This is a genomic window from Devosia beringensis (assembly GCF_014926585.1).
GTDB lineage: Bacteria > Pseudomonadota > Alphaproteobacteria > Rhizobiales > Devosiaceae > Devosia > Devosia beringensis.
Window position 1 is genome coordinate 513,628 of record NZ_CP045422.1, and the last position, 13,152, is coordinate 526,779.

The following is a 13,152-nucleotide window of genomic DNA, read 5'->3' on the forward strand; positions in this document are numbered from 1 at the left end:
CTGGGGAAATCGTCGGACTGGCAATCGGCCCGGGCGCACCCTATGTCTGGGGCCGACGCTTCCCCTCGGCTTGATCCTTCCCGGTTCCGCCGCCCTGCCACCAGCCCGGATCTGCAATGACCAAGACCAAGCCCCCGATTGCTGCCCGCAAGTCCCATGTCGTCACAGTGCACGATATCGAGCGCGACGATCCCTATCACTGGTTGCGCGCGCTCAACTGGCAGGAGGTGATGCAGAAGCCCGAGACGCTCGATCCGGAAATCCGGGCCTATCTCGACGCCGAAAATGACTTCTATGAAGCCGAGTTCGGTGGCCCCACCGCCGACCTGCAGGAGAAGATCTACAAGGAGATCCGCGGCCGCATCAAGGAAGACGATAGCGGCATCCCGAGCCCGGATGGCCCCTATGCCTATAATTCGCGCATGCTGGAGGGCCAGCAATATCCGCAGATCGTGCGCACCGCCCGTGACGGTGGTCCCGAAACGGTGCTGCTCGATTGCAATGTCGAGGCCGGCGAGGGTTATTTCGGCTTTGCCGGCGCCGAGCATGACCGCGGCCACCGCTATCTGGCCTGGGCCGCCGACCGCGCCGGCTCGGAATATTATGACCTTGTCATCCGCGATCTCGAAACCGGCCTGGACAGTGCCGAAGTCATCACCGAGACCGCCGGTTCCTATGTCTGGAGCAATGACAGCACGGCCATCTACTATACCGAATATGACGACAATCACCGCCCCTATCGGGTGCGGCTGCACGTGATCGGCACCGATCAGGCCAGCGATCCGATCGTCTTCGAGGAACAGGACCCCGGCTTTTTCGTCGGCGTCGGCCGCACGCTGAGCGACCGGTTCATCGTCATCGACGCGCATGACCACCAGACCAGCGAATGCTGGCTGATCGATGCCGAACTGGGCGGCGCCCCCCGCCTGGTCGCGCCCCGCGTCACCGATCGCGAATATGATATCGAGGAGCGCGATGGCCTTCTCTACATCCGCACCAATGCCGACGGGGCCGAGGACTACAAGATCGTCACCGCCCCGGTGGACAATCCCGGCGCCGAGCACTGGACCGACCTTGTGCCGCACCAGCAGGGCGTGCTGATTCTGGACACCATCGTCATCAAGAACCACCTGCTGCGGCTCGAACGCTTCGAGGGCCTGCCGCGCATCGTCGTGCGGGACCTGCGCACGGACAAGGAAGAGACCGTCAATTTCGACGAGGAGGCCTATAGCTTGGGCATGTCGGTGGGCTACGAGTTCGACACCGCGGTGTTCCGCCTCTCCTATTCGTCACCCACCACGCCGTCGCGCACCTATGATGTCGATCTCGACACCGGCATCCGCACCCTGCTCAAGGAGCAGGAAGTGCCCTCGGGCCATAATCCGGACGACTACGAAACCCGCCGGCTCTTCGCCACCGCGCCCGATGGCGAGCAGGTGCCTGTCACCGTGCTCTATCGCAAGGGCACGCCGCTCGACGGCACCGCCCCCGCTTTGCTCTATGGCTATGGCGCCTATGGCATGTCCATGCCGGCCAGCTTTTCCATCTCGGCTTTGTCGCTGGTCGATCGCGGCGTGGTCTATGCCATCGCCCATATCCGGGGCGGTATGGAAAAGGGCTATCGCTGGTACGTTGGGGGTCGCCGCGAGCACAAGAGCAATACCTTTACCGATTTCATCGCCGCCGCCGACATGCTGATCGAGACCGGGCATACGGCCAAGGGCCGCATCGTCGCCCAGGGCGGGTCGGCCGGCGGCATGCTGATGGGCGCCATTGCCAATCTGCGCCCCGATCTCTGGGCCGGCATCCTGGCCCAGGTGCCCTTTGTCGACGTGCTCAATACCATGCTGGACGAAACGCTGCCGCTGACCCCGCCGGAATGGCCTGAATGGGGCAATCCGCTGGCCTCGGCGACCGACTATGCCCGCATCGCCGCCTATGCTCCCTATGAGCAGGTCGCCGCCCAGGCCTATCCGCCGATCTTTGCCCTGGCCGGCCTCACCGATCCGCGCGTCACCTATTGGGAACCGGCCAAGTGGGTGGCCCGGCTGCGCGCAACCAAGACCGGGACTGCCCCGTTATACCTGCGCACCAATATGGGGGCCGGCCATGGCGGCGCCTCGGGTCGTTTCGAGCGGCTCAAGGAAACGGCAATGTGCTACGCCTTTGCCCTCAACGCCGTCGATCTCGACGGATCATTGCCGTCCAACTGATTGTTGTGTCGTCACAATCGGCTTATAGCTTAGCCCGAATTTACCAGCGTCTTCACCCCATCGGAGGTCTCCATGTCCACCAAGTTCATCCTGCCACCCCTGCCCTATGCCTATGATGCCCTGGGCCCCTACATGTCGGCCGAAACGCTGGAATTCCACCACGACAAGCATCACCAGGCCTATGTGACCAATGGCGAGAAGCTGCTGGAAGGTTCGGGTCTGGAGATCCTGCCGCTTGAGGACATCGTCAAGGAATCGCATGGCAAGAATGCGGGCCTGTTCAACAATGCCGGCCAGCACTACAACCACGTGCACTTCTGGAACTGGATGAAGCCCAATGGCGGCGGCAAGAGCCTGCCTGCCAAGCTGCAGGCCGCCATCGACAGCGATCTGGGCGGCTTTGACAAGTTCCGCGCCGATTTCATCGCCGCCGGCACGACCCAGTTCGGCTCCGGCTGGGCCTGGCTCTCGCTCAAGGATGGCAAGCTGGAGGTCTCCAAGACCGCCAATGGCGAGTCGCCGCTGATCCACAATGCGCACCCGCTGCTGGGCGTCGACGTCTGGGAACACTCCTATTACATCGACTACCGCAATGCCCGTCCGAAGTATCTTGAAGCCTGGTTCGATAATCTGGTGAATTGGGAACATGTCGAGCAGCTGTTCGACGAAGCCCGCTAAGCGTTTCATTTCGCTTGCGTTTCAGCCCGTCAGCGCCCCGCGCTGGCGGGCTTCTTGCTGCCCGGCGACCGGGTTTTCCCCACTGATTTTGCCTGATTGATCCGCCCCCCTTCTACCGGCCGACAGAGCATGGTAACGCTTTGTTTACTATTGAAGGGATGCCCGTGACACAGCCAGCCAAGGTCGTTGCCATCATTGCGGCAAGCCCAGCCCTATCGTCCCTGCTGGGAATGGTGGTTGGCGGAGACAGCCAGCTCAAGGTCCGCCTGTTCGAGAACGAGCTGGAGCTGATCGCCTATATGCGGCTGGCGCCCATCGACATGCTGGTCTGCGATTTCGACCGCGAGGAACGTCCCGCCCATGAGCTGGTCGAGAGCATCAGGCTCAATGGCGACCTGCTCAGCCAGGACGTGCCGGTGATCGCCCTGACCCGTCGCATCACCCCGCCCATGCGCCACCAGGCGATCAGCGCCGGTATCGACGAAGTCATCATCAAGCCGATGTCGCCGCGCCATCTGCTGTCGCGTATCCAGATCCGGCTGCGCAGCCGCAGCGTGGTGGGCGTCCTTGGCGGCTATCGCGGGCCCGAGCGTCGCGACCGCATCTTTGCCCCGATCGCCACGACGGCCCCGAAGCGCCGCGCCAGCGACAATGTAGTGCCGCTGTTCCCCGATCGCCGCCGCCCGCTGCATCCCGGGCTCGAGCACTAGGCACGCTGCCGCCCCTGCGGGCGGCAGATTAGGCCAGCTTTGGTTCAGCGCGCCTCGACCATGCGGCTGATGCGGCTCCACAGATCCTCGATATTGTCGGCAAACTGGATGGCCCGGTCATAGCCCTTGAGGCCGGGCGCCAGCACGTCCAGCGCATAGCCGCGCATCACCTCGAAGGCCTTGTGGCGGTTGAGCATGATCACCGGCCGGTTGCGGCCTGCCGTCTTGCCGGCCGACCAGACGCCGAACATTTCGGTGGCGGAGGCCAGCGAGCCGGGCAGCGCCACGAGGCCCTCGGCCAGTTCGGAGACCCGCTCGAAGCGCGCCGGCTGATCGGCGATAACCTGCATGTCGACCCCATGCAAAGCCGGCGGCAGCACGATCGTGCTATCGGCCACGATCTGCACCATGCCGCCGGCGGCGCGTGCCGCCGTGATCAGCGGAATGGGCAGGTTGCCATTCTCCGCCAGGCAGACCAGTTGCGCCCCGCGCTTGGCGAAATAGCTGCCGGCCTGGCTCATCAGCGAGGCGCGCTCAGCGTCGCCGGGGCCCTTGCTCGAGGCAAAGATCGCCAGGATCGGTCCGCTCTTGATCGCTTCCATGCTCATCGTCCCCGCTTCAGGCTGCCCAGGATACCGCGCACCAGCGCCGAGCCCAGCCGGTTGGCCACGGTACGGGCCAGCGAGTTCATCGCCGCCTCGGCCGGGGTCTGGCGGGTCGAGCGGCGCGGCGCCGCTGCGTCCTGATAGGTCCGCTCCGCCGTCTTGCGATCGGCTTCCTCGAGTTGCTGGCGCTCTTCGGCCAGCTGCTTGTCGCGCGCCTTGCGCGACAGCGCCTCAAAGGCGGAGTCGCGATCAATGGCGGTGTCATAGAGTCCAGCTACTGGTGAGCCGGCGATGATCGCAGCGCGCTCGGCGGGCAGGATCGGGCCGACCTGGGCCGAGGGCGGCCTTATCAGCGTGCGGCCCACCATGGAGGGCACGCCCTTGGCTTCGAGCACCGAGACCAGGGCCTCGCCGATGCCGAGCTGGGTGATGACCTCTTCGGTGGAAAAGGCCGGATTGGGGCGGAAGGTTTCGGCGGCGACGCGCACCGCCTTCTGCTCGCGCGGCGTATAGGCGCGCAAGGCGTGCTGCACCCGGTTGCCCAGCTGGGCCAGAACCGATTCGGGGATGTCGACCGGGTTCTGCGTCACGAAATAGACGCCCACGCCCTTGGAGCGGACCAGCCGCACCACCTGCTCGACCTTGTCGATCAGCGCCTTTGGCGCATCGTCGAACAGCAGATGGGCCTCGTCGAAGAAGAAGACCAGCTTGGGCCTGTCGAGGTCGCCCACCTCGGGCAGCTCCTCGAACAGCTCGCTCAGCAGCCAGAGCAGGAAGGTCGAATAGAGCCGGGGCGCCTGCATCAGGTCGTCGGCCGCGAGGATGGAAATGAAGCCGCGCCCGTCGCTGTCGGTGCGCATCAGGTCGACAATATCGAGCGCCCGTTCGCCGAAAAAGTTCTCGCCGCCCTGCTGTTCGAGCACCAGCAGCGCGCGCTGGATGGCGCCGATCGAGGCGGTCGAGACATTGCCGTAGCGGCTCGAAATCTCGGTGGCCCGTTCCTGCACCTCCACCAGCAAGGCCCGCAGATCCTTGAGGTCGAGCAACAGCATGGCTTCGTCATCGGCCAGCTTGAAGGCGATGTTGAGCACGCCTTCCTGGGTGTCGTTGAGCGAGAGCAGCCGGCTGAGCAGCAGCGCGCCCATTTCCGAAATCGTTGTGCGGATCGGGTGGCCCTGGCGGCCGAACAGGTCCCAGAACATGACCGGGAACACGGCATCCTTGAATTCGGCAAAGCCGATATCCTGGGCCCGCTGGGTCTGCCAGCCCTGCGCCTGACCCATCTTGCCGACGCCGCTGAGATCACCCTTGATGTCGGCGGCAAAGACCGGGACGCCAGCGCCGGAAAATCCCTCGGCCATCACCTGCAGCGTCACCGTCTTGCCGGTCCCCGTCGCGCCGGTCACCAGGCCATGCCGGTTGCCATATTTGAGCGCGATATATTCGGGCTGCGTGCTGGTGCCCAGAAAGATCTTGTCGTCAACGAGCATGGACACCACCTTGAAAGTTGCGCCCTTATAGCCGCCTGCGCTGGCGGGCGACAACTCGTAAACGGGTTTTTCTGGGGCCATGGCCGGGGCGGCGGGGCAGTGCCGGGCGCGCGGCGTCAGCCCTGCCGCACAACGGCGCGCAGGTCGCCCACTACAGCGCCGCGCACGCTCTTGATCGGCTGGTTGGCAAAACCCTCGAGCAGCTTGCGCTGGTCGGCATCGGGTTCGGCGATATCGAGCAGCAGGGCGGACACCATGGCCAGCGAGGCGGCGATATTGCCGTCATCGCATTTGAGCGCATAGCCCCAGCCCTTGTCGCTGATGGCGCCGCACTGCACGCCGTCGGCGCCATATTTCTGCATCACCCGCCCCTTGAAGGCGGTCATGATCAGCGTATCGGCATGGCCGGTGCCGGCCACGAGATGGGGATGGGTGGTGGCGGCATCGAACAGCCGTTGGGACGCCGTGGCCAGTTCGGTCGAGAGGCCATGGCCGGTGGCCATGCGGGCAAAGCCGCGGGCAAAAGCGCGCAGCGGCGCCGCATAGGTGGGAATGGAACAGCCATCGGTGCCGCATCTGGCTTCGCTCAGCGGCTCGCCGATCACCGCCTCGATCACCGCGCGCACCTGTTGCTGCACCGCGTGGTCGCGATTGACATAGCCCTGGGTCGGCACCCCCATGGCCCGGGCGACGCTGAGCATGCCCGAATGCTTGCCCGAGCAGGAATTGTGCAGGCTCGATGGCGCCTCGCCCCGTTCCCGCAAAGCGGCCCGCGCCGCCGCATCGAGGGGCTGGTGGGCGCCGCATTCGAGATCGTCTGCCGACAGGCCCAGCCGCGCCAGCAATCCGTTCGCCACCCCGACATGCAAGTCCTCGCCGGTATGGGAGGCGCAGGCCAAAGCCAGCTCCTCTTGGGTGTGATGAAACTGGCTATCGGCATGGCGGGCAAAGATGGCCAGAGCCTGCATCGACTTGATGGCCGAGCGCGGAAAGATCGGCCGCTCGATATCGCCGGCCGAGGCGATGATGATGCCATCGGCATCGATCACCACATAGGCGCCGCGATGGCGGTTTTCGACCCAGTTGCCCCGCATGGTCTGGGCGAGAATGGGGTTGGCATCCATCAGCATGATCTCCGGTCCACGCCTCTGTCAGAACGGGCGGGGCGCCAAAAGTCAACATGGTTGGATGGCGCATCCGTTCCCGCCATCATGCGTTCATCGTGATGACCCAATGGCGGCAGCCTGGTTGGCAGCGCCCGGCTTCCATGCCACCCTGACGGCAATGGGAAGAACTAATCCCCGATTGATAGAGGAGGCGGATATGGCCAAGGTTTTGGTGACGGGTGGCAGCGGCAAGCTTGGGCAGGCGGTGCTGCGGGATCTGGTGGCGCATGGCTATGACGTGCTCAATCTTGACCAGCACGCTTTGCCCGACAAGATCTGCCCCAGTATCAAGATCGACCTGACCGATTTCGGCCAGGTGGCCGGCGCGATCATGGGCGGCGTCGACGAGCGCGGCGGGCCGTTCGATGCCGTGGTGCATCTGGCCGCCATTCCCGCCCCCGGCATTGCCCCCAATTCCACCACCTTCGCCAACAATGTCCCTTCCACCTACAATATCCTCGAGGCCTGCCGGCTGGCCGGCATCACCAATATCACCCTGGCCTCCAGCGAGACCGTGCTGGGCCTGCCCTTCGACACCCCGCCGCCCTATGCCCCGGTGGACGAGGACTACTATCCCCGCCCGGAATCGGCCTATTCGCTGGGCAAGCTGCTGGACGAAACCATGGCCGCCCAGTTCTGCCGCTGGAACCCCAAGCTGCGCATTTCCTCGCTGCGGTTCTCCAACGTGATGAACCCGCAAGACTATGAAAAGTTTGGCAAATTCGATGCCGACCCGATGGCGCGCAAGTGGAACCTGTGGGGCTATATCGATGCCCGCGACGGCGCCCAGGCGGTGCGGCGCTGCATCCAGGCGGAGTTTACCGGCTTTGAGGCCTTCATCATCGCCAATGCCGATACGGTGATGAGTCGCTCGAACATGTCGCTGCTGGCGGAGGTGTTTCCCGGCGTTGAGATCAAGGGGAACCTTACCACCAATGGCACGCTGCTCTCGATCGAAAAGGCCAAGCGCATGCTGGGCTTTTCGCCCCAGTTCAGCTGGCGCAACGAGGCTGCTGCCACAACTGCATAGGAAATGTGCAGAATCCGGGCTTGCGAAGATTGCGGGCATTGCCCTAACTGTCCGCAATGTCCAAGCCCGACCTGTCCATTCTGATCATCGATGAAAACCGCATCCGCGCCGCCATCATCGAGGATGGGCTGCGCGATGCCGGCCATACCCGCGTGGCCACAATCCACGACGTCAACGAGGTGGCGCGCACCATTGCCGCGACATCGCCGGACGTCATCGTCATCGATCTGGAAAACCCCAAGCGCGACACGCTGGAGCATTTCTTCTCGCTGTCGCGCGCCATCCAGCGGCCGATCGCCATGTTCGTCGACCGCTCCGACACGAGCATGATCGAAAAGGCCGTCGAGGCCGGCGTCTCGGCCTATGTGGTGGACGGGCTCAAGAAGGAGCGCGTCAAGCCCATATTGGATATGGCGATTTCGCGCTTCAACGCCTTTGCCAAGCTGACGCGCGAGCTCGAACAGGCGCGCAGCGAGCTGGAAGACCGCAAGCTGATCGACCAGGCCAAGGCCATCCTGATCAAGAATCGCGGCCTCAGCGAGGCTGATGCCTATGCCCTGCTCCGCACCACCGCCATGAACCAGAACCGAAGGATGGTCGACATCGCCCAGAGCCTGGTCACCGCCGCCGACCTGCTCGGCCCATAGGATTGTCCCCCATGTCCACCACCCACCTCACCGCCGGTTTCCTGCCCCTGCTCGATAGCGTGCTGCTGGTGCTGGCGCGCGAAAAGGGCTTTGCCGAAGCCGAAGGGCTCGACCTGCACCTGGTGCGTGAAACCAGCTGGGCCAATATCCGCGACCGCGCCGAGCTGGGCCATTTCGACATTGCCCAGATGCTGGCGCCCATGCCGCTGGCGGCGAGCCTAGGGCTAACGCCACTGGCGACCCCGATGATTGCGCCCGTGGTGCTCGGCCTGGGCAACAATGCCATCACCGTCAGCGCGGCGCTGTGGCGCCAACTGGCCGATCAGGGCGCGCCGGGCGATCTGGCCGCCGGCCCGGCCGGGACGGCCCTGGCCAAGGTGGTCGCCGCATCGCCGCGCAAGCTGCGCTTTGGCGTGGTGCACCAGACCTCCTCGCATAATTACGAGCTGCGCTACTGGCTGGCCGCCAGCGGCATTCGCCCGGACCGGGACATCGAAATCGTCGTGCTACCCCCGCCTTTGCTGCCCGATGCGCTCGAAAGCGGCGGGCTGGATGGCTATTGCGTCGGCGAGCCGTGGAACAGCATCAGCGTCGCCAGCAAGGGTGCCCATATGCTGACCACCAAGGCGTCGATCTGGCAGTCGAGCCCGGACAAGGTGATCGGCATGCGGACGACCTGGGCCGCCGAGCATCCCGACACCGTCGCGGCCGTCATCCGCGCCATCTACCGCGCCGGACAATGGTGCGCCGACCCGGCCAACCATGCCGAGACGGCGCGGATCATGGCCGCCCCCGCCTATCTCGATGCCAGCCCCGACATTGTCGGGCGGGCGCTGAGCGGGCAGTTCGATGTCGGCAATGGCGCCCTGGTGCAGGTGCCGGACCACTTCATCCCCCATGCCAGCGCCGCCAATTTCCCCTGGAAGAGCCATGCGCTCTGGTATTATGCGCAGATGGTCCGCTGGGGTCAGGTTTCGGCCAGCCCGGCAAACGCCGCCATCGCCGAGGCCAGTTTCCGCCCCGATCTCTACCGCGCCGCCCTCGCGCCGCTGGGGGTCAATGTGCCGCTCGGCGACGACAAGACCGACGGCACCCATGCCCAAGCCTATGAGATCGCCGGCACGAACGGGCCGCTAGCCATGGGCCCTGACCGTTTCTTTGACGGGCAGGTCTTCGATCCAGCCGCCCTCGATGACTACATCGCCCGCCAGGCGCCGAAGTAGACCTGCCATTATTTAGGCTGCACCGCCATCTGAACACAAATTGTGCAGTGCGGCGCTGTTTTGAGCCACCGTGTCGCTGCTACGGTTCTTCAGGAGAGTCGGCCGTTGCGGCCAAGATACTGACTGTAAACGATTAAGTAGCGCCGCACTGACTTGGCACGCTTCGTGCAATGTTCTCGTTACAAGGCGCTCCTCCCAAGACGGCTCCTTAGATCGACGTCCAGAGCTGGGCGTCTCCAGGCAAAGCTGCCAACCGGTTTCGTCCGTGGTCCCCTCGACCCGGCGTCATCCAGTTGGCAGCTTTTTTGTTTTTCCGATGGGTGAAATGGAGAACTCGATGACGCAGACCAGGACCACACGGCGCGGTTTCCTCAAGGGTGCGACGGCCACCGCCGCCACGCTGGCCGCGGCCAAAGCCCTCTTCCCCTCGGGGGCCTTTGCCCAGGGCGCCGGCCCCGAAGTATCGGGCGCCAAGCTGGGATTCATCGCCCTGACCGACGCCGCGCCGCTGATCGTCGCCCTCGAAAAGGGCTTCTACGAAAAGCATGGCGTGCCCGGCGTCGAGGTGCAGAAGCAGGCGTCCTGGGGCGCCACGCGCGACAATCTGATGCTGGGCGGCGCCGCCAATGGCATTGATGGCGCCCATATCCTCACCCCCATGCCCTATCTGATGAGCCTGGGCACCGTGACCAATGGCGTGCCCGTGCCGATGTCGATCATTGCCCGCCTCAACTATGACAGCCAGGGCATTTCCGTGGCTCAGGAATACAAGGATGTCGGCGTCGGCCTCGACAGCTCGCCGCTCAAGGCGGTGTTTGCCGAGCGCAAGGCCGCCGGCCAGGAGGTCAATATCGCCATGACCTTTCCCGGCGGCACGCATGATCTGTGGATCCGCTACTGGCTGGCTGCCGGCGGCATCGATCCCAATGCCGATGTCTCGGTCATCACCGTGCCGCCACCGCAGATGGTGGCCAATATGAAGGTGGGCACCATGGACGCCTTCTGCGTGGGGGAACCCTGGAACGAGCAACTCGTCAACCAGGGCATCGGCTTTACCGCCACCACCACGGGCGAGCTCTGGAAGCACCATCCCGAAAAAGCACTCGGCCTGCGCAACGATTTCATCGAGGCCAACCCGATCGCCACCCAGGCCATCCTGATGGCCGTGATGGAAGCCCAGCAATGGTGCGATGCCACGGAAAACAAGGATGAAATGGCCCAGATTCTGGGCAAGCGCAGCTGGTTCAACGTGCCGCCCGTCGATGTTGCCGGGCGCCTCAAGGGCGATATCAACTATGGCAATGGCCGCATGGAGACCGCGACCGGGCTGGAGATGAAATTCTGGAAGGATCACGCCTCCTATCCCTTCAAGAGCCATGACGCCTGGTTCCTCACCGAGAATGTGCGCTGGGGCTATCTGCCCGCCACGACCGACATCGTCGCGGCCGTCGATGCGGTCAACCGCGAGGATATCTGGCGTTCGGCCGCCGCCACGCTGGGCATTGCCGCCGCCGACATTCCGGACACCACGTCGCGCGGCCCCGAGACCTTCTTTGACGGCAAGGTCTTCGATCCGACCGACCCGTCGGCCTATCTCGACAGCCTCGCCATCAAGGCGCTGGCCTGATCTGCCACGCTGGTGCGGGGCCCTCCCCCGCGCCCTTTCCCGGACCCGTCCCCGAAAGGACCGCTCATGAGTGCCACCATCCAGTCCCTGCCGGCCCCGGCCAAACCGCAAACCATCACCAAGGCAGAAGTCTTCACCCTGCCCAAGCCGGCCTCGCGGCCCAGTTCCTGGTCCAAGACCCTGGCGAGCGTGGCCGCCAATGTGGTGCCGCCTTTGGTCGTGCTGACGCTTATCCTCGTCGTCTGGCAGATCCTCTGCGCCAGCCCCGGCGCCAACCTGCCGGCGCCCAGCCAGGTCTGGGCTGATTCAGCCGAGCTGATCGTCAGCCCCTTCTTTGACTATGGCCAGGGCGATATCGGGCTGGGCCTGCGGGTGCTGACCTCGCTGCAGCGGGTCGCCATCGGCTTTGGCATTGCCGCCGTGGTGGGCGTTGCCGTCGGCGCGGTGATCGGCCAGTCGATCTGGGCCATGCGCGGGCTCGACCCGATCTTCCAGATCCTGCGCACCGTGCCGCCTCTGGCCTGGCTGCCGCTGTCGCTGGCCGCCTTCATGGATTCAGGACCCTCGGCGATCTTTGTCATCTTCATCACCTCGGTCTGGCCGGTGGTCATCAATACCGCGGTGGGCGTGCGCAATATCCCGCAGGACTACCGCAACGTCGCCCGCATCCTGCAGCTCAACCAGGTCGAGTTCTTCTTCAAGATCATGATCCCGGCCGCCGCCCCCTATATCTTTACCGGCCTGCGCATCGGGGTGGGCCTCTCCTGGCTGGCCATCGTCGCCGCCGAAATGCTCACCGGCGGCGTCGGCATCGGTTTCTTCATCTGGGATGCGTGGAACAGCTCGCGCCTCTCCGACATCATCGTGGCCCTGGCCTATATCGGGGTCGTGGGCTTCATCCTCGATCGTCTCGTCGCCGCCGTCGGCAGCTTTGTCACCCGCGGCACCAGTGCCGGCTAAGGAGCGCTCCCATGTCCTATCTTCGCATTGAAAATGTCGACAAGCACTTCGACCGCGGCGGCCAGCGCTCGGAGGTTCTCAAGGATATCTCGCTGGATATCGCCAAGGGCGAGGTGATCTCCATCATCGGCCATTCCGGCTGCGGCAAGTCCACCCTGCTCAACCTGATTGCCGGCCTGACCGAAGTCTCCTCGGGCGGCATCCAGCTCGAGGGCCACGAGGTCAACGGGCCTGGTCCCGACCGCGCCGTGGTCTTCCAGAACCATTCGCTGCTGCCCTGGCTCACCGTCTATGAAAACGTCAACCTGGCCGTCACCAAGGTGTTTGGGCGCAGCAAGAGCGGCGCCGAGCGGCATGACTGGATCATGCAGAATCTCGACCTGGTGCAGATGAGCCATGCCAGGGACAAGCGCCCCACCGAAATTTCCGGCGGCATGAAGCAGCGCGTCGGCATTGCCCGCGCCCTCTCCATGCAGCCCAAGATCCTGCTGCTCGACGAGCCCTTCGGGGCGCTGGATGCCCTCACCCGCGCGCATCTGCAGGATGCCGTCATGGACATCCAGAAGCGGCTGGGCTCGACCATGATCATGATCACCCATGATGTCGACGAGGCGGTGCTGCTCAGCGACCGCATCGTCATGATGACCAACGGCCCTTCTGCCCGGATCGGCGAAGTGCTCGACGTGCCGCTGGAGCGGCCGCGCCATCGCATCGAGCTGGCTACCGACCGCACCTATCTCAAGTGCCGCGAATCCGTGCTCAAATTCCTCTATGAGCGGCATCGCTTCGTCGAGGCGGCGTAA

At 64.5% G+C, this 13,152-nt stretch carries 12 protein-coding genes; 9 read left to right on the top strand and 3 right to left on the bottom strand.

Annotation, left to right across the window (positions count from 1 at the left end; translation table 11 throughout):
* The first annotated feature begins 116 nt into the window (after positions 1-116).
* From GDR53_RS02550 to GDR53_RS02560, 3 genes are all read left to right on the top strand, one after another.
* The gene (locus tag GDR53_RS02550) at positions 117-2,213 is read left to right on the top strand and encodes a S9 family peptidase (protein WP_193336546.1); all 2,097 of its coding nucleotides are present in this window, start codon (positions 117-119) and stop codon (positions 2,211-2,213) included.
* Positions 2,214-2,285: 72 nt separating this feature from the next.
* Positions 2,286-2,891, top strand: coding sequence for a superoxide dismutase (locus GDR53_RS02555; protein WP_193336547.1), 606 nt, complete (start codon positions 2,286-2,288; stop codon positions 2,889-2,891).
* A gap of 164 nt (positions 2,892-3,055) precedes the next feature.
* Positions 3,056-3,601 carry a response regulator gene (locus GDR53_RS02560; protein WP_193336548.1) on the top strand — a complete coding sequence of 182 codons (546 nt, stop codon included), beginning with the start codon at positions 3,056-3,058 and terminating at the stop codon, positions 3,599-3,601.
* Positions 3,602-3,645: 44 nt separating this feature from the next.
* Here GDR53_RS02560 and GDR53_RS02565 read toward each other — a convergent pair whose 3' ends face one another.
* The 3 genes from GDR53_RS02565 to GDR53_RS02575 form a co-directional block, all read right to left on the bottom strand.
* Positions 3,646-4,203 (bottom strand): LOG family protein, encoded by a 558-nt coding sequence (locus GDR53_RS02565; RefSeq protein ID WP_193336549.1) that lies wholly within the window; start codon positions 4,201-4,203, stop codon positions 3,646-3,648.
* A gap of 2 nt (positions 4,204-4,205) precedes the next feature.
* On the bottom strand, positions 4,206-5,696 hold the full coding sequence (locus tag GDR53_RS02570; protein ID WP_193336550.1) for a helicase HerA-like domain-containing protein: 1,491 nt from the start codon (positions 5,694-5,696) through the stop codon (positions 4,206-4,208).
* A gap of 116 nt (positions 5,697-5,812) precedes the next feature.
* The gene (locus tag GDR53_RS02575) at positions 5,813-6,820 is read right to left on the bottom strand and encodes an asparaginase (RefSeq protein WP_193336551.1); all 1,008 of its coding nucleotides are present in this window, start codon (positions 6,818-6,820) and stop codon (positions 5,813-5,815) included.
* A 199-nt stretch (positions 6,821-7,019) separates the two neighbouring features.
* Here GDR53_RS02575 and GDR53_RS02580 point away from each other — a divergent pair, with 199 nt between their 5' ends.
* From GDR53_RS02580 to GDR53_RS02605, 6 genes are all read left to right on the top strand, one after another.
* Positions 7,020-7,892 carry an NAD-dependent epimerase/dehydratase family protein gene (locus GDR53_RS02580; RefSeq protein ID WP_193336552.1) on the top strand — a complete coding sequence of 291 codons (873 nt, stop codon included), beginning with the start codon at positions 7,020-7,022 and terminating at the stop codon, positions 7,890-7,892.
* A gap of 56 nt (positions 7,893-7,948) precedes the next feature.
* Complete coding sequence (locus GDR53_RS02585) at positions 7,949-8,539, top strand: ANTAR domain-containing response regulator (RefSeq protein ID WP_193336553.1); 591 nt, start codon at positions 7,949-7,951, stop codon at positions 8,537-8,539.
* 11 nt (positions 8,540-8,550) lie between these two features.
* Positions 8,551-9,762, top strand: a complete 1,212-nt coding sequence (locus GDR53_RS02590; RefSeq protein WP_193336554.1) for a CmpA/NrtA family ABC transporter substrate-binding protein — start codon at positions 8,551-8,553, stop codon at positions 9,760-9,762.
* 337 nt (positions 9,763-10,099) lie between these two features.
* Positions 10,100-11,389 carry a CmpA/NrtA family ABC transporter substrate-binding protein gene (locus GDR53_RS02595; RefSeq protein WP_408639779.1) on the top strand — a complete coding sequence of 430 codons (1,290 nt, stop codon included), beginning with the start codon at positions 10,100-10,102 and terminating at the stop codon, positions 11,387-11,389.
* 66 nt (positions 11,390-11,455) lie between these two features.
* Positions 11,456-12,349, top strand: coding sequence for a nitrate ABC transporter permease (gene ntrB / locus GDR53_RS02600; RefSeq protein WP_193336556.1), 894 nt, complete (start codon positions 11,456-11,458; stop codon positions 12,347-12,349).
* 11 nt (positions 12,350-12,360) lie between these two features.
* Positions 12,361-13,152 (top strand): ABC transporter ATP-binding protein, encoded by a 792-nt coding sequence (locus GDR53_RS02605; RefSeq protein WP_193336557.1) that lies wholly within the window; start codon positions 12,361-12,363, stop codon positions 13,150-13,152.